General features: G+C 58.9%; 20 protein-coding genes. 13 read left to right on the forward strand and 7 right to left on the reverse strand.

All coding sequences use genetic code 11. The features are described from left to right. Nucleotides 1-510 carry a DUF4174 domain-containing protein gene (locus tag BM316_RS02865; RefSeq protein ID WP_165606529.1) on the reverse strand — a complete coding sequence of 170 codons (510 nt, stop codon included), beginning with the start codon at nucleotides 508-510 and terminating at the stop codon, nucleotides 1-3. An 89-nt stretch (nucleotides 511-599) separates the two neighbouring features. Here BM316_RS02865 and scpA point away from each other — a divergent pair, with 89 nt between their 5' ends. The 6 genes from scpA (at nucleotide 600) to BM316_RS02895 (ending at nucleotide 6024) form a co-directional block, all read left to right on the forward strand. Beyond that, nucleotides 600-2726: a methylmalonyl-CoA mutase gene (gene scpA / locus BM316_RS02870; RefSeq protein ID WP_090203745.1), complete on the forward strand. Its 2127-nt coding sequence runs from the start codon at nucleotides 600-602 to the stop codon at nucleotides 2724-2726. Between the two features lie 116 nt (nucleotides 2727-2842). After that, complete coding sequence (locus BM316_RS02875; RefSeq protein ID WP_090203748.1) at nucleotides 2843-3451, forward strand: VOC family protein; 609 nt, start codon at nucleotides 2843-2845, stop codon at nucleotides 3449-3451. Further along, nucleotides 3448-3918 (forward strand): GNAT family N-acetyltransferase, encoded by a 471-nt coding sequence (locus BM316_RS02880; protein WP_090203750.1) that lies wholly within the window; start codon nucleotides 3448-3450, stop codon nucleotides 3916-3918. The genes BM316_RS02875 and BM316_RS02880 overlap by 4 nt, the downstream gene beginning before the upstream one ends. 12 nt (nucleotides 3919-3930) lie before the next feature. Then, the gene (locus BM316_RS02885) at nucleotides 3931-4614 is read left to right on the forward strand and encodes a molecular chaperone DjiA (protein ID WP_090203753.1); all 684 of its coding nucleotides are present in this window, start codon (nucleotides 3931-3933) and stop codon (nucleotides 4612-4614) included. Then, a complete protein-coding gene (locus BM316_RS02890; protein WP_090203756.1) occupies nucleotides 4611-5615 on the forward strand; it encodes an endonuclease/exonuclease/phosphatase family protein in 1005 nt (334 codons plus the stop codon). The genes BM316_RS02885 and BM316_RS02890 overlap by 4 nt, the downstream gene beginning before the upstream one ends. A gap of 31 nt (nucleotides 5616-5646) precedes the next feature. After that, entirely contained in the window at nucleotides 5647-6024 is a 378-nt protein-coding gene (locus tag BM316_RS02895) for an AAA+ family ATPase (protein WP_090207421.1), read from the forward strand. Between the two features lie 6 nt (nucleotides 6025-6030). On the opposite strand, the gene BM316_RS02900 is transcribed toward BM316_RS02895, so the two are convergent. From BM316_RS02900 to BM316_RS02915, 4 genes are read right to left on the reverse strand one after another with little or no spacing between them, the layout of a single operon-like run. Further along, nucleotides 6031-7578, reverse strand: a complete 1548-nt coding sequence (locus BM316_RS02900) for a Ppx/GppA family phosphatase (protein ID WP_090203759.1) — start codon at nucleotides 7576-7578, stop codon at nucleotides 6031-6033. A 40-nt stretch (nucleotides 7579-7618) separates the two neighbouring features. After that, nucleotides 7619-9787, reverse strand: coding sequence for an RNA degradosome polyphosphate kinase (locus BM316_RS02905; protein ID WP_090203761.1), 2169 nt, complete (start codon nucleotides 9785-9787; stop codon nucleotides 7619-7621). A gap of 50 nt (nucleotides 9788-9837) precedes the next feature. Next, entirely contained in the window at nucleotides 9838-10497 is a 660-nt protein-coding gene (locus tag BM316_RS02910) for a P-loop NTPase family protein (protein WP_090203764.1), read from the reverse strand. After that, entirely contained in the window at nucleotides 10497-11600 is a 1104-nt protein-coding gene (locus BM316_RS02915) for an AI-2E family transporter (RefSeq protein ID WP_090203767.1), read from the reverse strand. Before BM316_RS02915 ends, BM316_RS02910 begins: the two co-directional genes overlap by 1 nt. A 173-nt stretch (nucleotides 11601-11773) precedes the next feature. Between BM316_RS02915 and proS the strand changes: the two genes are divergently transcribed. From proS to BM316_RS02935, 4 genes are all read left to right on the forward strand, one after another. Beyond that, complete coding sequence (gene proS, locus BM316_RS02920) at nucleotides 11774-13114, forward strand: proline--tRNA ligase (RefSeq protein ID WP_090207422.1); 1341 nt, start codon at nucleotides 11774-11776, stop codon at nucleotides 13112-13114. A gap of 132 nt (nucleotides 13115-13246) precedes the next feature. After that, entirely contained in the window at nucleotides 13247-14512 is a 1266-nt protein-coding gene (locus tag BM316_RS02925) for an ABC transporter permease (protein ID WP_090203769.1), read from the forward strand. Next, nucleotides 14505-15188: an ABC transporter ATP-binding protein gene (locus BM316_RS02930; protein ID WP_090203772.1), complete on the forward strand. Its 684-nt coding sequence runs from the start codon at nucleotides 14505-14507 to the stop codon at nucleotides 15186-15188. The genes BM316_RS02925 and BM316_RS02930 overlap by 8 nt, the downstream gene beginning before the upstream one ends. Further along, on the forward strand, nucleotides 15185-16159 hold the full coding sequence (locus tag BM316_RS02935; protein ID WP_090203775.1) for an Ldh family oxidoreductase: 975 nt from the start codon (nucleotides 15185-15187) through the stop codon (nucleotides 16157-16159). Before BM316_RS02930 ends, BM316_RS02935 begins: the two co-directional genes overlap by 4 nt. On the opposite strand, the gene BM316_RS02940 is transcribed toward BM316_RS02935, so the two are convergent. Continuing rightward, the gene (locus BM316_RS02940) at nucleotides 16143-16556 is read right to left on the reverse strand and encodes a DMT family transporter (RefSeq protein ID WP_375342235.1); all 414 of its coding nucleotides are present in this window, start codon (nucleotides 16554-16556) and stop codon (nucleotides 16143-16145) included. The genes BM316_RS02935 and BM316_RS02940 overlap by 17 nt on opposite strands. Nucleotides 16557-16675: 119 nt before the next feature. On the opposite strand from BM316_RS02940, the gene BM316_RS02945 reads away from it, so the two are divergent. The 3 genes from BM316_RS02945 to BM316_RS02955 all read left to right on the forward strand — a co-directional run bounded on the left by BM316_RS02945 (nucleotide 16676) and on the right by BM316_RS02955 (nucleotide 18259). After that, nucleotides 16676-17059 (forward strand): c-type cytochrome, encoded by a 384-nt coding sequence (locus BM316_RS02945; RefSeq protein ID WP_090203779.1) that lies wholly within the window; start codon nucleotides 16676-16678, stop codon nucleotides 17057-17059. Nucleotides 17060-17155: 96 nt separating this feature from the next. Beyond that, the gene (locus BM316_RS02950) at nucleotides 17156-17794 is read left to right on the forward strand and encodes a DUF3047 domain-containing protein (RefSeq protein WP_090203782.1); all 639 of its coding nucleotides are present in this window, start codon (nucleotides 17156-17158) and stop codon (nucleotides 17792-17794) included. Nucleotides 17795-17863: 69 nt separating this feature from the next. Further along, complete coding sequence (locus tag BM316_RS02955) at nucleotides 17864-18259, forward strand: c-type cytochrome (protein WP_090203784.1); 396 nt, start codon at nucleotides 17864-17866, stop codon at nucleotides 18257-18259. On the opposite strand, the gene BM316_RS02960 is transcribed toward BM316_RS02955, so the two are convergent. Continuing rightward, the gene (locus tag BM316_RS02960) at nucleotides 18224-18946 is read right to left on the reverse strand and encodes a DUF1194 domain-containing protein (RefSeq protein WP_090203787.1); all 723 of its coding nucleotides are present in this window, start codon (nucleotides 18944-18946) and stop codon (nucleotides 18224-18226) included. The genes BM316_RS02955 and BM316_RS02960 overlap by 36 nt on opposite strands. Nucleotides 18947-19102 lie beyond the last annotated feature (156 nt).

Raw genomic sequence — 19102 nt, forward strand, 5'->3', positions numbered from 1 at the left:
CTACGGTTGCACCATACGGCGGTCTGCGATTTCCTGCTGGCGTAACGGCATCTTGTCGATGGAGCGCGACAACTCGCGTACGCTCCAAGGTGAAGGCTTGCGCAACGCAACCCGTCCGTCCTTGGCCACAAGTGCCATCATGTATCCACGCGGGCGCAATTGTGTCCGCAAAGCAGAGGCGGCCGATGGGTCGGTGTCTGTGATCAGGATCACGTCGCGTTCGCCCAACTGGTCGATGTCTGCCATGAGCAGGTCCATCTGCTGGCGAAATCGTGGATCGTTTGGCGTGTCAGCAAAGACCACAAGTGGGCGCAGCACCCATTCCAACTCGACCGGATCGATTTCGGCCGCATCAAAAATAGTCGTCGGTGCGGCCTGCCAGCGTTCGAGCACGCTGAGCGTTTCGCCTTCGGCGACTTCGGTCGTGCCAAGGTGCTCCTCGGCTGAAAGGGGCGCGGCCCCGAATGCAAGAACGGCTGCGAACAGCCCGGAAATCATCAACGTCTTCATACCTGACGATATAGAGCCGCCCCGCACGAATGCTAAGGGGCAGTGCCATATCGTTGATAACTTTTTCATGTATCCCACCGGAGGTGCCAATGTCTGACAAGAAAACCTGGGAAGAGATTGCCAAGAAAGAACTGCGTGGCAAGCCGCTTGAGGCGCTGACATGGGATACGCTTGAGGGCATTCCGGTCCAGCCGCTTTATACCGCTGATGACACCGACGGGCTGCCGCATCTTGGTGGTATTCCGGGTGAGGCTCCTTACACGCGCGGTGTGAAGGCCACGATGTATGCGGGCCGTCCCTGGACAATCCGCCAGTATGCAGGGTTTTCGACAGCCGAAGAGTCCAACGCGTTTTATCGCAAGGCGCTTGCCGCAGGTCAGCAGGGCGTCTCGGTCGCTTTCGATCTGGCAACCCACCGCGGCTATGACAGTGATCACCCGCGCGTTGAAGGCGATGTGGGCAAGGCCGGTGTCGCGATTGACAGTGTCGAGGATATGAAAATTCTCTTTGACGGAATCCCGCTCGACAAAGTTTCGGTATCGATGACGATGAACGGGGCGGTTATTCCGATTCTCGCCAATTTCATTGTCGCGGGCGAGGAACAGGGTCACGACAAATCGGTCCTCTCAGGCACGATCCAGAACGACATCCTTAAAGAATTCATGGTGCGTAACACTTACGTCTATCCACCAGAACCTTCGATGCGGATCATTGCGGATATCATTGAATACACCAGCAACGAGATGCCGAAATTCAACTCGATCTCGATCTCCGGCTACCATATGCAAGAGGCTGGTGCGAACCTCGTACAAGAGCTGGCCTACACGTTGGCAGATGGCCGCGAATATGTCCGCACCGCGATCGCCCGTGGCATGGATGTCGACAAGTTCGCCGGACGGCTGAGTTTCTTTTTCGCCATCGGCATGAACTTCTTCATGGAAGCCGCCAAGCTGCGCGCCGCGCGCCTCTTGTGGTCGCGCATCATGGCGGAATTCGAGCCCAAGAACCCGAAATCTTCAATGCTGCGCACCCATTGTCAGACGTCTGGCGTGTCTTTGCAGGAACAGGACCCTTACAACAACGTCATCCGCACTGCCTATGAGGCGATGAGCGCAGTGCTTGGTGGCACGCAGTCGCTGCACACCAACGCGCTGGACGAAGCGATTGCGCTGCCGACCGAATTCAGCGCTCGTATCGCCCGCAACACGCAGTTGATCCTGCAAGAGGAAACGGGTGTCACCAATGTGGTCGATCCGCTGGCAGGGTCCTACTACGTCGAGAAGCTGACCCATGATCTGGCCGAGGCCGCATGGAAGCTGATTGAGGAAGTCGAGGAGATGGGTGGCATGACCAAGGCCGTCGCCTCTGGCATGCCAAAGCTCCGGATCGAGGAAACAGCCGCCCGTCGTCAGGCCGATATCGATCGTGGCACCGAAGTCATCGTCGGTGTGAACAAGTATCGCAAAGACAAGGAAGACCCGATCGATATCCTTGATATCGACAACGCGAAAGTGCGTGAGGCGCAGGTTGCCCGCATCGAACGCACGAAGGCTGAGCGTGACGAAGACGCATGTCAGGCCTCCCTCGCAGAACTCACCCGCCGCGCCAATGAAGGCGGCAATCTTTTGGAAGCCGCAGTCGAGGCGTCTCGCGCCCGTGCCACAGTCGGAGAGATCAGCATGGCCATGGAAAAATCATTCGGACGGCATCGCGCCGAAGTGAAAACTCTGGCAGGCGTCTATGGTGCGGCCTATGAGGGTGACGAGGGCTTCGCAGCCATCCAGCAATCGGTCGAGAAATTTGCCGAGGATGAAGGTCGCCGTCCGCGCATGCTGGTTGTGAAGATGGGGCAGGACGGCCACGACCGTGGTGCCAAGGTGATTGCGACCGCCTTTGCCGACATCGGGTTTGATGTCGATGTGGGGCCGCTGTTTCAGACACCAGACGAGGCCGCGCAGGATGCCATCGACAACGATGTGCATGTGATCGGGATTTCCTCTCAGGCTGCAGGGCACAAGACACTGGCGCCTAAACTGGTGCAGGCGCTGAAGGATGCCGGTGCAGAAGATATCATCGTGATCTGCGGTGGTGTCATTCCGCAGCAGGATTACCAATTCCTTTATGACAATGGGGTCAAGGCAATCTTTGGGCCGGGGACGAATATTCCCAAGGCCGCCGAAGATATCCTTGGACTCATCCGCGAGGCGCGCAGCTAAGCTGCCCCTTGTGATTGGCCGCGCCCACCGGGGAGGGTTGGGCGCGGCCATGGAATTGCGGTTGGTGCGATCTGATGTTTATTTGCGCGAAACCGTGCCAATGATTGGATCCCGTGATGCTGAAACTTGACCACGTCGCCATTGCCTGCACTGACCTTTCAGAAGGCACGGCTTGGGTCGAGGAACGCCTGAACGTAAAGCTGCAACCGGGCGGTCAGCATGCCCGCTACGGCACGCACAACACGTTGCTGGGATTGGCTGATGGTCTCTACCTTGAAGTGATTGCCATCGATCCGGAGGCGACACCGGAGGCGGGTCACTCATGGTTCGGCCTTGATCACTTCAGCGGGCCGCCGCGACTCGCAAACTGGATATGTCAGACGGACGATCTTGAAAGTGCTGTCGCCAAGGCGCCGCCTGAGGCGGGGTCCCCGCGTGCACTGACCCGTGGTGATCTGGAGTGGCAAATCACCGTACCTGATGATGGGGCGTTGCCCTTTCAGGGCGCGTTTCCGACGCTGATTGCTTGGGGGCAAGGTGTTGTGCACCCCTCTGACCAGTTGAGCGACAGCGGTTGCCGATTGGTCAGCCTCTCGGTGAAGCACCCTGAAATGGGGCGGCTGTCAGAAATGATGGATCTGGCTGATGAGCGGGTCACTCTGGAAGAAGGTGCGTTCGGGATGCGTGCCACGTTTGTTACACCGTCAGGACTGCGCACGCTATGACGATCCGATCCGCAACCCCCGAGGATGCAGCACAGATTGCCGACATCTGGAACGACGCGATCCGCAACACGACCATCACGTTCAATCCGGTCGAAAAATCAGTCAGCGAGGTGGCCGATCTCTGTGCAAAGCATTGTCTGGTCTGGAACGACGGGGGCAGGGTCCTCGGCTTTGCCCGTTTCTTTCAATTCCGTGGAGGAGAGGGCTATCGCCACACTGGTGAACACACGATTTTGCTGCACCCGGACGGGCGGGGCAGGGGCGGCGGGCGCGCATTGATGGGGGCCACTTGCGATGCGGCAAAGGCGGCGGGGTATCATTCGCTTTTTGCCGGATGCAGCGTCGAAAACCGCGGTGCAGTGGCCTTTCACGCCGCCTGCGGGTTCCGCACGGTTGCAACCTTGCCGGAAGTGGGGTTCAAATTCGGGCGTTGGATTGATCTGGTTTTGATGCAGAAAATGCTCTGAAGGGGCTGATTTATGTCGATTTGGTCGCGCATTGCAGAGGCAATTTCCGCCCTTGCGAGTGGCGAAAGCCTCTCGGAGGTGTTTGAGAGGCTACGTGGTGATCCCGACCGCTCGGTCGGCTTCACGATTGCCGTCATCGCGCTTGGGGCCAAGATGGCCAAAGCGGACGGCCGTGTGACCAAAGATGAGGTGGTGGCCTTTCGCGAGGTCTTCCTAATCCCGCCTGAAGAAGAGGCCAACGCCGCGCGGGTCTTCAACCTCGCACGGCAGGACGTTGCGGGTTTCGACATCTACGCCCGCAGGATCAAGGCGATGTATGGTGCAGATGACCGGCCACTTTGCGACCTGCTAGAAGGCCTTTTCCATATTGCACTTGCCGACGGGGTTTATCACCCGAAAGAGGATGACTTTCTTCACGAAGTGGCGCGGATTTTCGGCTTTGATGAACGTCGGTTTCGCAAGACACGCGCGTTGTTTGTGCAAGAGGCCGATCGCGACCCCTACGACGTTCTGGGCGTCGAACCTGATGCCCCGATGGATCAGGTCCGGCGCGCTTGGCGCCAGCTTGTGCGCGAAACCCATCCAGATCAGATGATGGCACGTGGTGTTCCCGAAGAGGCAGTGAAACTTGCGGAACGGCGCATGGTCGCCATCAACCGCGCCTGGGAGGAAATCCAGAGCGGTCGCGGCGCGTGAGGATCGCGACCTACAACGTCGAATGGTTCAACACGCTTTTTGACGATTCAGGCGCGCTGGTTTTTGACGACACATGGTCGTCCCGCTGGAATGTGACGAAGGCCATGCAGATCGAAGCGTTGGGTCTTGTTTTTGCCGCGATGAATGCTGACGCTGTGATGGTGATCGAGGCCCCCGATACCAGTCCCACGCGCAATGCCCGAACCGCGCTGACGAATTTCGCGGAAGCCTTTGATCTGCGAACAAAAGCGATCCTGACCGGCTTCGCCAACGACACGCAGCAGGAAATCGCGCTGATGTATGACCCCTTCGTCATGGAGGCCCGGCATGATCCGCAGGCGACAGCGGATGTTCCGCGCTTCGATCACGCATTCCCGATGGACGTGGATATAGACGCCAAACCCGAAGAGATCGTCTGGTCGAAACCCCCGCTTGAGGTCGCTGTCACGACGCCAGATGGCGCGCTGCGCCTGATCGGGGTTCATGCGAAATCCAAAGCACCACATGGGGCGGCAAATGCGAAAGAGGCGACACGCATTTCTATCGAAAACCGACGCAAGCAATTGGCCCAGTGCGTCTGGCTGCGCCGGCGCGTCAGCCAGCATCTTGATGATGGTGACGACCTGATTGTTCTGGGCGATTTCAACGATGGGCCCGGGCTTGATGAATACGAAAAGCTGTTTGGCCGGTCAGGGGTCGAAATTGTCTTGGGCGAAGGCGCGCAAAAGCGCCTTTATGATCCCCATGCTGATCTTGCTTTGAGCCGCCGATTGGGACCCACGCCGACGACGGCACGGTTCAAGCGCAAAGGATCGCCCTTTCTTGAGGTGCTGCTGGACTACATCATGGTGTCCCCAGGTCTGCGGGCGAAGGCCCCAGAATGGCATATCTGGCATCCCTACAACCACCCTGACTGCTACAATGCCCCGGACCTTCAAAAGGCGCTTCTGACCGCTTCTGACCACTTCCCGGTCATTCTCGATATTGACCTTGCGAATTGAAATGGGCGTGGGTGCTCCCTATCTGAAGGGCATGAAACAGATCGCAATCATACCACTGGTTATCGCTCTCACGGGTCAGCCTGCGCTGGCGCAGGAGCAAGACACAACCGACACCGAAGAAGGCTTCAGCCTGATGGAAGAGGGTGCGCGGCTTTTCATGCGGGGCATCATGTCCGAGATGGAACCGGCCCTTGATGAGATGCGCCAGAGCCTTGATGAGTTGGGTCCGGCATTTGCCGAATTCGCGCAAGCAGTCGGTCCCGCCTTTGCTGAGTTGCTTGATACGGTTGACGACATTCGCAACTACGACGCGCCTGAGATTTTGCCCAACGGCGATATCATCATCCGCAGATCGCCAGATGCCCCAATCTGGGAACCTGATCCGGACACCGGCGACGTCGAGCTCTAGCCTGCGCTAGTCCTTGAAATGGACGGTCCCGCTTGCATTCAGCGCAGTCGTCAGGGCCGCGAAGCGCGATTCTGCCACCTCACCGAAAAGCGGTCTGGCGTTCTTGCTCAGACGCAGGATCAATTCGCCTGACTTTGGCTTCCACTTGAGCGTTCCGGGGGTCTCTTCGGCAGTGAGCCAAAGCATCGCACCGAGGCGCATGGCTTTGCCGAGAACTTCGGCCTCTTTGATCTGCGCTTCGCTCAGCATGGCAAAGAGTGGGTCAAAGCGCGAGTTGCTGGTTTTGTTGGTGTAGCGGTTCATCAGCGCAAGACCCAGCATGACGCGTTCGGAGTGTTTAAGACCGCCGAGGTTTGCGCGTGTCGCGTTGTCAAATGTGACCTCTGCCCGGTAGTCGGGATGCGCCCGCCAACTGACGTCGTGCAGCAGGCAGGCCGCTTTGATGATCCGTTTCTTTTGCCAATTCGCGCGCGGGAAAAGTGGTTTGACGAAATCATACAGGATACGTCCGAACCCCGGCATCCGCGCATCTTTACTTTCGGCAAAGCGGCACGCTTCGACCAGCGGGTCGCGCTCACGCAATTCCCGTGGCATCTGCTCATACAGCATCCCTTCGCGAATACCGTAGGACGAGACGGCGACATCCTTGGGTTTGAAGGCCCGCATCAGTTCCTTGAGGACAATGGCCGCGTAAGGCACAAGCGACATCCGGCTGTCAGAGATGTTGCACCGCCCTCGCAGTTCTTGCAGATCGGACTTTCGGATGTATTCGGCCGTCTTGGTGATCTGGCGCGCGGTCATCCGGTACTCATGCAGAACGGTCAGCGGATAGCCACGCCGCTCCATGTCGACGCGTGCAATGGCGCGCCATGACCCGCCGACCAGAAACAGCCGCATGCCGGTTTCATTACCCATATCGTTGTGCAGCTCTGCCATGACCTCGCGGACATGCGCTTTGATGGCTTTGCGCCCACCTTTGATTTCGCGCAGCTTGAGCGGACCAAGCGCCGACGTAACGCGTTGGCCCACGCGGCCTTCGGCAAGGTCGGCCAACTCCATAGATGAACCGCCGATATCGCAGATCAGCCCGTAGCTCCCGGGCCAACCCAGCAGTACGCCTTGTGCGGAAAGTCGCGCCTCTTCCTTGCCGTCAATCACCCACAGCTTGATGCCGGTTTCGCGCAGAACTTCTTCTCGGAACTCCTGACCGTCGCTTGCCTCGCGCACTGCTGCGGTCGCCACGGCAGTCAGCGGGCTGATCCCCATGCCGTCGGCAAGTGCTGCGAAACGACGGATCGCTGAGAGCGCACGCACGCGCCCTTCGGGGTTGAGGTGTCCGGTTTGCGAAAGCCCCGCACCCAAGGCGCACATGATCTTTTCGTTGTAGAAATAAGCGGGCGACCGTGCGGCCCCGTCAAACACCACGAGACGCACGGAGTTCGAACCAACGTCAATGACTCCGACCCGGCTGAGCGCTTGGGCGGCGGCATCCTCAAACAGCGGGCGTCCAAACGGCCCCCAGTCAATGTTCTCCGCCACTTCCGTGTCTGCCATTCCTGTCCTCAAGGCCGTCGTGTTGCGTCAGTTGTATGTGTCAATCGTCGGTATGGGTCAACCGTGGCACATCGCCAGCACCTGCCGACCCGCGACCCGAGAGCGAGGGGTTTTCCATAAAGAACCGGTGACAGTTGAAGGCGAATGTGCCTTCTTCATAGGTGGCCCTGTCATAGCTGCCGTCTGCGTTCATCACCCAGCTTTGCGCAATATCGGCCATATTGGCAGCCATGATCTGGCTCACGATCTGTGCTTTCACGGTGTTGTTCTTGATTTCGACCAGAGTTTCGACGCGTCGGTTCAGGTTCCGCCCCATCCAGTCGGCGGAGCTGATAAAGACCTTGGCCTTTTTCGAGGGCAGCTCTTTGCCATCCGCAAAGCAGACGATCCGCGAATGTTCGAGAAAGCGGCCGACAACCGATTTGACACGGATGTTTTCCGACAGCCCCTTGACCCCCGGGCGCAAGCCGCAGATGCCACGCACGACCAGACTGATCTGCACGCCCGCCTGACTGGCCGCATAAAGTGCGTCGATCACGTCGCTTTCGATCAGCGAATTCATCTTGGCCCAGATCATCGCCGGTTTGCCCGCGCGGGCGTTCTCGGCCTCACTGGCGATGCGGTCCAGCAACGTGCGCTTGAGGGAGATTGGTGAAATGGACAGGTTCTCAAGTCCTTCTGGTTGCGCGTAACCCGACAGATAGTTGAAGACCTTCGTGGCATCGCGCCCCAGAGCGGCATCGCAGGTGAAAAGGCTCAGGTCGGTGTAGATGCGCGCCGTGATCGGATGGTAGTTACCGGTGCCAAAATGCGTATAAGTGACCAGCTTGTCCCCCTCGCGCCGGACCACTGTGCTGATCTTGGCGTGGGTCTTATATTGCAGAAATCCGTAGACCACATGTGCTCCTGCCCGTTCGAGCCTGCGCGACTGGCGGATGTTCGCGGCCTCATCGAAACGGGCTTTCAGTTCTACGAGCGCGGTAACGGATTTCCCATCTTCGGCAGCTTCGCACAGCGCCTCGACGATCGGCGAATTCTTTGAGGTGCGGTAAAGCGTTTGCTTGATCGCCACGACATCGGGATCGCGGGCGGCCTGTTTCAAAAAGCGCACCACCATGTCGAAGGTCTCGTACGGGTGATGCAGCAGCATGTCTTTCTGGCGGATCGCTGCGAACATATCGCCGTCGTGGTCCTGAACGCGCTCTGGTACGCGGGGTGCGAATGGCGGCCAAAGCAGGTCTGGCCGTTCATCAAGGACCAGTTCTCCCAAATCAGCGATCCCGATCAGGCCGTTGACCTCGACCACTGTGTCCTCTTTGACGTGGAGTTCATCCATGATGAGATCTTTGAGCGCTGCCGGGGCACCTGCTGAAATCTTGAGCCTGACAACCTCGCCACGCTTGCGGCGCTTTAGCGCCGTTTCGAATTCGCGCACGAGGTCCTCGGCTTCATCCTCGACTTCGAGGTCGCTGTCTCGCAGCACCTTGAAAGCGCAGTGACCCTTGACCTTGTAGCCGGGGAACAACCGGCTGATCTGGATCAGCAACAGTTCCTCGAGTGGGAGAAAACGATGACCGCTTTTTGCAGGAAGGGCGACGAACCGGGCAATCTGCGCAGGCACCGGCAGCAGAGAGCGCAGCTGGCGCTTGTCGGTTGGCCGTTCGAGTTGCAACGCCAGCGCGAAGCCCTCGTTTGGCAGGAACGGGAAGGGATGCGCAGGGTCAATCGCAAGTGGTGATAGAACGGGGAATACATGTTCCAGGAAAACATCTTCGAGAAAGGCAACGTCATCCGCGTTCAGATCGTCTTGGGTCAGGATATGGATGTCCTGATCAGCCATGGCGCATTGCAGATCGGTGAAGACCTCTTGCTGGCGCGCCATAAGGCGCCTTGCATCCTGATCGATCACGACAAGCTGTTCTGCCGGGGTGCGGCCATCCAGACCCGGTGTGGTGTTGCCCTCATTGGTCAACTCACGCAAACCAGCCACCCGAACGGTGTAGAATTCATCAAGGTTGGTCGCCGAGATCGACAAAAATCTCAGCCGCTCCAGCAATGGCACGCGCGGGTTTTCAGCCTCTTCCAGAACGCGCCAGTTGAACGACAGCCAGCTAAGCTCGCGATTCACAAAGCGGTCCGGCGTCTCGATATCAATGTCGAGCGCCGTCGGCGCGGGGTAGGCCCCTTCAAGAAAATTTGCGTCTGTCATAAGGTCTTATCCGCCACTTCGGTTGCGGTAGCAGCCCAAGTATTGCGGTGTCAGGCTTGCTTGTCCAGCAACTCCGCTGCAAGGGTCTTGTTGATCTTCCGCCCTTGGGCAAGGGCTGCGCGATCAAGCTCTGCGACGATGTGGGCCGCTGCTGCATGGGAACGCTCAAGCCGTGTTGCCAGATACCGCACAAGATCGGGCTTTGGACTGATCTGACGGTCAGCAAAAAGCTTCATGATCAGCGCTGACAAGAGCGCGTCGTCGGGATTATCGATCTCGATCACTGTGGTTGCCTGCATCCGGCTTGCAAGGTCAGGCAGCGCAATTGGCCAGCGTGACGGGGGCCGGTCGGAGGTCAGCAACAAAAGGCCGCCAGTGGCCCGTAGGTTGTTGTGCAGGTGGAAAAGTGTTTCTTCACGATCACTTGGCAGGCTTTCTGCATCTTCCACAACAACAGCCGCAGCTTCGGTCTGGTGTCCGACAGGCAGCGTTTCGGCGCTGAAAAGCTCCGCATTTCGGGCATTTCGGAAAATCCCGGCAAGGTGGCTTTTGCCTGCACCGGTCGGTCCTGTCAGAACGAGTTTGCGGTCAGGCCAGCTTTCTGGCGCGCTGATCATCGCAAAGGCCTTTGCATTGGCCTCTGATACGAAAAAGTCATCTGGCCCGCGGGCGACGCCGCTGGGCCATTCAAAGGCAAGCTGATCGGCCATCAATCGCCCTCGCTCGTCCCGCGATAAAGCAAGCTGCGCTTGTATTGATCAACGCCCCAGCGCGCCACGACGCCGATCATCGCAGCGATGGGCACGGCGACCAGCATTCCCACGAAACCGAAGAGAGACCCAAAGACAGACAGCGCAAAGAGCAGCCAGACGGGGTGCAGGCCAACAGAGCTTCCGACCAGCTTAGGTGTCAGGATGTTGCCTTCCATGAATTGTCCAAAGGCGAAAATCCCGGCCACGATGCCAATCCTGATCCAGTCGGTTCCTTGCGTCGTGAAATCGCCAGTCACGATTTCGACCGATCCCCAGAATTGGAAGAGAGCCAGACCAATTGCCAGCGCGCCACCAACCAAAGCACCGACATAGGGAATAAACGTGATCAGTCCGGCGATAAACCCGACGATCAGGCCGAAATTCAATCCCGCCAGCATCAGCGCGACGGCGTAATAGGTTCCGAGAATAAGGCAGACGGTACCTTGCCCGCGGATGAATGACGCCAGCGTCTTGTCGATATCGCGAGCCAGCATGCGCACTGTTTCGACATGGTCGCGCGGCAGAAGGCTATCGACTTTGGCAGTCATGTTGTCCCAGTCGAGCAGCATGTAGAACGCCACAACAGGCACCACAACCATCAGGATAATGATGTTGAGCAGCCCCAGTGCCGAGCTGAGGATACCGTTCACCAATTCGCCGCCCTTGGCTTGGATGGTCTCGCCAATCGCGGAAAGCTGCTGACTGATCGTGCTGTCCGCATCCATAAGCTGCGGGAAGCGCTCCAGGAGGCCACTTCGCAGCCGGTCAAACAACTCCGGCGCGGTGTTGATCAGCGATGAGGTCTGTTGGATCAGCGTCGGGATCACAAGCAGGAACAACAGTACAAAGATCAGGATTGTCGCGAGTGTGATCACCGCGACAGAGGCTGTTCTGCTTAACCCTGCACGTTCCAGCCGGTCTGCAATCGGATCAAGGCAGTAGGCAATCGCACCACCCAGCACAAATGGCAGGATCACGTCGCCCAAGAACCACAGCACGATCAGAAAGACCGCAGTCGCGATCCCCCAATACTTGAGCTGGTCTTTGATTGGCAGCGCCATCGGCAAACTCCATCTGCTTTGGCAATTAGATGCGACAAGCCTTGCCGTGGTGCAAGGGCAGAGCGGCAATTATCTCCCGATCCGGCTGCCGTAAAGAACGTCTGCGCTTGCGGGTCGTTGAAGGGAAGATTACACCCGAACGCGAATAATCCATGTCCAAAAAGGCCTTCCCGATGCGTCTTAGCCGCTATTTCCTTCCGGTCCTGAAAGAAACGCCACGCGAGGCGCAGATTGTGAGCCATCGCTACATGCTGCAGGCCGGCATGATCAAACAGGCCAGCGCAGGTATCTATTCCTGGCTACCGCTTGGCTTCAAAGTGCTGCGCAAGATCGAAGATATCGTCCATGAGGAACAGGCACGTGCCGGGCACATTGCCATCCAGATGCCAACGATACAGTCCGCAGACCTCTGGCGCGAGAGCGGCCGCTATGACGCCTACGGCGAGGAAATGCTGCGGATCAAGGATCGCGGCGGGCGTGACATGCTGTTCACACCGACCGCCGAGGAACTGGTCACGGATATCTTCCGCGCCCATGTGACCAGCTACAAGGACCTGCCGCTGACGCTTTACCAAATCCAGTGGAAGTTCCGCGACGAGGTGCGTCCTCGTTTTGGCGTCATGCGTGGCCGCGAATTCTACATGAAAGACGGCTACAACTTTGACCTGACCAAAGAAGACGCGCTGCACGCCTATAACCGCCACCTGGTGACATATCTGCGCACCTATGAGCGTATGGGCCTGCAGGCTATCCCGATGCGCGCCGATTCAGGTCCAATCGGTGGCGATGATACACATGAGTTTCTTGTTCTGGCCGATACCGGTGAATCCGAGGTCTTCTACGACAGCGAGATCACCGATCTGACCTTCGGCAACCGCGAGATCGACTTTGATGATCCGGCGGCCTGTCAGGCCGTGCTTGAGGAATTCACCTCACGCTATGCCCGTACGGATGAAACCCATGACGAGGCACTTTTCGATCAGATCCCCGAGGAACGCCGCCGCAGCGCGCGCGGCATCGAGGTCGGTCAGATTTTCTACTTCGGTACAAAGTATTCTGACGCCTTGGGCGCGACAGTCGATGACGGCAAAGGCAACAAGGTGCCAGTGCACATGGGGTCCCACGGGATCGGTGTTTCCCGTCTGGTGGGCGCAATCATCGAAGCCAGCCATGACGAGAAGGGCATCATCTGGCCAGAAGGTGTCACCCCGTTCCATTGCGGGATCGTCAACCTCAAGACGGGCGATGCAGAAGCTGACGCGGCTTGCGAGGCGCTTTACGCCTCACTGACGGCGCTGGGTCTGGAGCCGCTTTATGATGACCGCGAAGAGCGCGCAGGCGCAAAGTTCGGCACTATGGATATGATCGGCCTGCCATGGCGGATCACGGTTGGACCGCGCGGCCTCAAGAACGGTGTGGTCGAAGTCACCAGCCGCCGCACTGGCGAGAGCGAAGAAATGCCGCCAGAGCAGGCTGTGGCCAAGATCGCCGCCATCTACGAAGGGATCGCCTGAGAAGGCACCCCGGCACCTGTCGCGAGGGCAGGTGCCTCCGGCGGGAGTATTTGAGGCAAAATGATGGGGGGCGTTCCTTGACCATTGGTCTTGCGCACTCCACCTTGCGGCAGAGCAGCAAGAGACGACCTTATGGCCGACGTCAGACAGACCAAACCCTTTGCAGCCTTCGAATGGATGATCGCATGGCGCTATATTCGCGCCAAGCGGGCAGAAGGCGGTGTCAGCGTGATGACATGGATCAGTCTGGTCGGTGTCACACTCGCTGTTTTTGCACTGATTGCGACGCTTGCCGTGCGGTCGGGTTTCAGGGCTGAATTCATCGACACCATTGCCGGGGCCAACGCGCATGTCAGTGTTGTGATGCCGCGTGGCGTGATCGAGGACTTTGAAGGGACAGCAGAACGCATTGCCGCTATCGACGGGGTGCAATCGGTTGCGCCCCTCATTCGCGCGCAGGCGATGGCGTCGGGGAACGGCCGGATCGGTTTGGCGGATATCTACGGGATACGTCTTGACGACCTTAAGACGTCCGAGGCGATTGTCGATAGCGAGCGCACGGTCGGCAATATCGACGATCTACCCGGTGGTATTGCGATCGGGTCGGCTCTGGCCTCCAATCTGGGGTTGACGATCGGCGACCGGATCGAACTGACGACACGCTCGGGCGCATCGACGCCGATGGGGCAGGCCACCCGCCGCAATGCCTATGAGGTGGTCTATATCTTTTCGACGGGGCGTTTCCAGATTGACGAGGTGCGGGTCTATCTTCCTTTTGATGAAGCGCAACTGATCCTGAACCGTGATGGTGTTGCCGATGAGCTTGCCATCATTCTGGACGATCTGAACCAGTCAGAGGTTTTGAAGCAAGATATCGCGAATGCCGCAGGCCCCGGCATGTGGGCCTATAGCTGGCAGGACCGCGTGGGGCGGTTTCTGCGCGCACTGACGATCGAGGACAATGTGATGTTCATCATCCTGTCGATCCTCGTGCTTGTGGCCTCCATGAATATCATCAGCGGTTTGATCATGCTGGTCAAAAACAAGGGCCGTGACGTGGGCATCCTGCGCACGATGGGCCTGACCGAAGGCTCGATCCTGCGCATTTTCTTCATTTGTGGTGCCGGGATCGGCACGATTGGCACCGCTGTTGGTGTCGTGTTGGGATGCCTTTTTGCGATCTACATCGACACGATTTTCAGCTTCGTGAATTATGTGGCTGGCGGCGGTGTCTGGGACCCGTCGATCAGGGGGCTTTACGAAATTCCGGCTGAGTTGCGTCTGATAGACGTGATAAAGGCAGTTTCTTTGTCGCTGGGTCTGTCATGGATCATCACGATTTTTCCGGCCCGCCGTGCGGCACGTATGAACCCGGTGGAGGCGCTGCGCTATGAGTAAGCCGACGCTGTCACTGCGGGACCTTCACAAGGGCTATAACCTTGGCAAACCCAATGAGGTGCGCGTGCTGCAAGGTGCAAGCCTTGACGTCGCCCCGGGTGAGGTGGTGGCCCTTGTGGCGCCCTCGGGCGCGGGTAAATCCACGTTGCTCCATATCGCAGGGCTACTTGATACGCCTGATCAGGGCGAGGTCGTGATTGCGGGCGAGGCCATGAATGGCCTGTCGGATCGGCGGCGCACCGGTGTCCGGCGCGGGACGGTAGGTTTCATTTATCAGTTCCACCATCTGCTGCCGGAGTTCACGGCGCTTGAAAACATCATGCTGCCCCAGCTGGCCAACGGCGTGGCCCGTGCGCGGACCGAAGCGCAGGCAATGGCGCTATTGTCCCGCGTCGGTGTGGCAGAGCGTGCAACCCATCGCCCTGCGGCGCTATCGGGGGGCGAGCAGCAGCGCGTCGCGTTTTGCCGCGCGCTGGCCAATGCCCCTTCGCTTTTGCTGGCAGATGAGCCGACCGGCAATCTTGACCCTGAAACCTCTGAGCGTGTCTTTGGCGCGTTGATGGACCTCGTGCGTGACACCGGCCTTGCGGCTGTGATTGCGACACATAATCTTGAACTTGCAGCCAAGATGGACCGTCAGGTCCGTCTATCTGGCGGCGTATTGGAGCCTGCATGAAAATCACCGTCACCGAGATCAAAGAAAAATCGCGCAGCGCCCTGATCGCCCATGGTGCGGGCGAGATGCAGGCAGAAGCCGTGGCCAAGGCGGTTGCGCGCGCCGAAGCCTTGGGCAACGTCATTTGCGGGCTTTACTACCTTGAAAGCTACTGCACGCAGCTGCAATCGGGCCGCGTCAATGGCACGGTGATGCCAGAGGTCACGCGCCCCCGCCCTTCGGCCGTTTTGGCGGATGCAAAGCTCGGGTTTGCGCAACCCGCCTTTGCCGCCGGTCTGCCAGAGGCGGTGACGGCAGCGCTGGAAAATGGCGTTGCAACGCTGGCTGTGGCCCATGCCCATACCTGCACCTCGCTGGGGTATTTCACCGAACAGATTGCCGCGGCAGGGTTGATCGGGATCGGCTTTACCAATGCCTCACCGATTGTGGCGCCACCGGGCGGTAACAAGGCGGTGATCGGGACCAATCCGATTGCCATGACCGTACCGGGTGATGATGGCCCTGCGATGCATTTCGACTTTTCCACCTCTGCCGTGGCGCTGGGCAAGATCACCATGGCCAAGGCAGCAGGTGAGCCGATCCCGCTGGGCTGGGCAGTCGATGCTGACGGGCAACCGACGACTGATCCCGAGGCAGCGCTCAAAGGGGCGCTGGTCAGTGCGGGCGGCTATAAAGGTTGGGGTTTCGGCCTGATGGCCGAGATGCTGGCGGCGGGGATGACAGGCTCGGTCAACTCGCTTGATGTGTCGGGGCTGAAGGTCGCGGAAGGCAAGCCGCATGATCTGGGCCAGTTCTATATCCTGATGGACCCCGGCACCTACCACGACGGCTTTGCTGACCGCTTTGCCCGCGTAGCCGAAGCCGTTGCCGCGCAGGACGGTGCGCGGATTCCTGGTGCGGACCGGCGGGAAATGGATGAAGTCGAAGTGCCCGATGCGCTTTGGTCGTTGGTGCTCAAGCTTTCTGGGTAACAAACACGCCAAGTGCCATCAGCGCGATACCAGCCGCGCGGGTGCTGCTCAGGGTGGCTTGTTGCGCACCAAAGAGACCGAAGTGATCAATAGCTGCAGCAGAGATCAGCTGACCCAGCAGAACAAAAAACACCGCGTTGCCAACACCCATCGTTGGCGCGATCCATGTGATCGACAACACGTAAAAGGCCACAAGTGTTCCGGCCAGAAACAGGTGCTTGGGGGCTGATGCGAGCTTTGTGACCGCTTGCGGATGCGTGACAAGAGCGACCGCCGCTGCGCAGATAAATGCCACCACGAAAAGGACGGCCGCTGCAACAGCAGGCGATCCGATGAAGCGCCCCAGTGCAGCATTCAAGGCAGCAAGGACCGGAATGCCAATGCCGGCGGCAAGCATGATGATGATATGATGTGCCAATTTCGATGCGCCCTGTTGCTGATTGCTGACTTAGATCAAGACAGATGGGCAGGCATTTTGCTAGGCTCGATTCAAACACAAGAACAGGGAGCAGGGACATGCGTTTTCACTTTGCGATACTGCCGCTGGCATTGGCGGCCTGCGTTGATGAACCAATTGATGGGCGCACGGCCTATCTGGAAAATTGTGCGTCATGCCACGGTGCGGATGCCAAAGGGGATGGGCCTTTGGCGCGCGACCTGACCACCACCCCGCCAGACCTGACAACCATTGCCGCACGCAATGGTGGAGTTTTCCCGACCGATCAGGTGATGAGCACCATCGACGGGCTTGATCGTGGGGCGCACTTCAGCACGGCCATGCCAGAGTTCGGTGCAGGTGACATGGGGGCCACCGTGATCATCGAGGAAGACGGGCTTGGGACACCTGTGCCGATGCAGCTGCTTATGCTGACCGAGTATCTTGAGAGCATTCAGGAGTAACCCTTTCTGACATTCGCGTGAAAACGGCGCCTGAAGGCTGCGGGCGGCGCTGGTGTTGCTGTATCCATGTGCAAAATGACCCACAGGAGACATCCCATGCGCCTGACTGTTGCTGCCTTGTTGACCGCCCTTGCCCTGCCTGCTGCTGCCAATCAGGTCAGCTTTGCCAACGGGTGGCAGGAGCAGCGGTTGTCGCTTTTCAGCTCTAACGATTACAGTTTCGGCCAAAGCCTCGGACTTGTCTCCGAAGGGGCAGTCTCGATTGCGTGGACACGGGTGGGACGCGACAAATGGGGCACCTCTGGTGCGTCCTGGACCTGGAGCGTGGATCAGTCGGTGCCGCCGACAGACCTGAGCCTGAAGGGCGGAGATGATCGTAATATCTCCCTCTATTTTGTCTTTGTCCCCGAGGCGATGGCCCCCTCTTTGGAAGGGGCGAATATCCGCGCGCTTTTGGGCAATGAGGATGTGCGCATCATGCAGTATGCTTACGGCGGCAATCATGCGCGCGGTCAGGTTATTCGCTCGCCCTATGGCCCGCCGGGGCAGGGCGTGACAATCGCGCTGCGGCAGGCGGGGACCGGATCTTTCAATGAAAACGTGGACTTGGCCGCAGACTACGCCCGCGCCTTTGGTGGTGAGAAGGGGGCCCTGGTCGGGCTCGCTGTGTCTGGTGACAGCGATGATACGGGCAGCGTGATCCGTGCTGCCTTGGGCAACCTGACCTTGCGCTGATTGATGTGCATCAAGGCGGAGGTGCGCTGCCTGCGGTAGGCTTTCTCTATCAAGCATGGAGGTGGGCTGATGCGGACAATACCGTTTCTTTTGTCGATGATGCTGGCAGTGCCTGCGGTGGCGCAGGACACCCAGCAGGGCGAGGCGCTTTTCGGGTTTTACTGCGCGACCTGTCATGGTCGCAGTGCCGAAGGGAACGGGCCGATGTCGCCATCGCTTGTGGTGGCGCCTGCGGACCTGACGCGGCTTGCGGCCAGAAACGATGGCATCTTCCCGACGACCCGTGTGATCATGCGGATCGATGGCCGCGATCCTCTGGTCAGCCACGGCAGCATGATGCCGGTCTATGGCGACTTTTTTGAAGGAAATGAAGCTGTTACGAAGTCAGAGACAGGCCAGCCCGTGTTGACCTCGCAACCTATTGTCGACCTACTGGCCTATCTGGAGACCCTCCAGCAGGAGTGAGGCGTAATCCGTCTGCGGCACGGTGCCCGCAATCTCAAGGATCAACTTGCGGCGCACGGCATCCGTAAACTCTGATCCTTCGCCAGCGGGCATCACAAAGGCCATCGGCCCGCCGATGATATTGTCCTGATAAAGCTGCGGCAGGTCCATCGCCGCGGCGCGCCCGTCGCGTAGGATCGGCAGGGCGTTGATCGTGATATTATTAGCCACCACCTGATCGCGGGCGACGGTGATGGGAGGCCCGTAGCTGTTGCCAAGTGTGTCGCCGGAAAAGTCGATCACGCGGCGGAAGCCTCTGATATTGTTGGCTTCTATTGCCTCCATCCCGAAGAGAAGGGCGCTGCCAATCGCATTACGCCCGAAGGCCTGACGGGGCGGACCGATGAGCGCTTGGGCAAACCGCGTGGCGCTTTCCATATCGGCGATGACGGTCCACGGGACGACCGTGGCCTGATTCTGCGCCCATTCGACGTAAGTCACCGCGATGGAGCCATAGAGCGTGTTTTCTATAGCCGCGACCACTGCCGGATCGGTGATGGCGATGGCGTAGGACTGGCGCTGGAACAAGAGTTCGTCCTGATCGATGGAGCCTGAGGCATCGGCCAGCAGGACGAGTTCGAGGTCGGTCTCGATCTCTTGCGCGAGGGCCGGTGTGGCGAGGGTGAGGGCAAGGATGAGGTGGCGCATGGCGATCAGTTAGCACGAAAATGCGTCCCGAAAAGGCGCTGTGATTTGCGTACACCGGCTGTGCACAGGCTGTACACCGACTGTACACAGGCTGTGCATACAGACTGTCTTGCGGCACTTGCGGATGGGTGAGATGCCTCCGGCGGGAGTATTTTT

Source organism: Yoonia litorea (assembly GCF_900114675.1).
GTDB lineage: Bacteria > Pseudomonadota > Alphaproteobacteria > Rhodobacterales > Rhodobacteraceae > Yoonia > Yoonia litorea.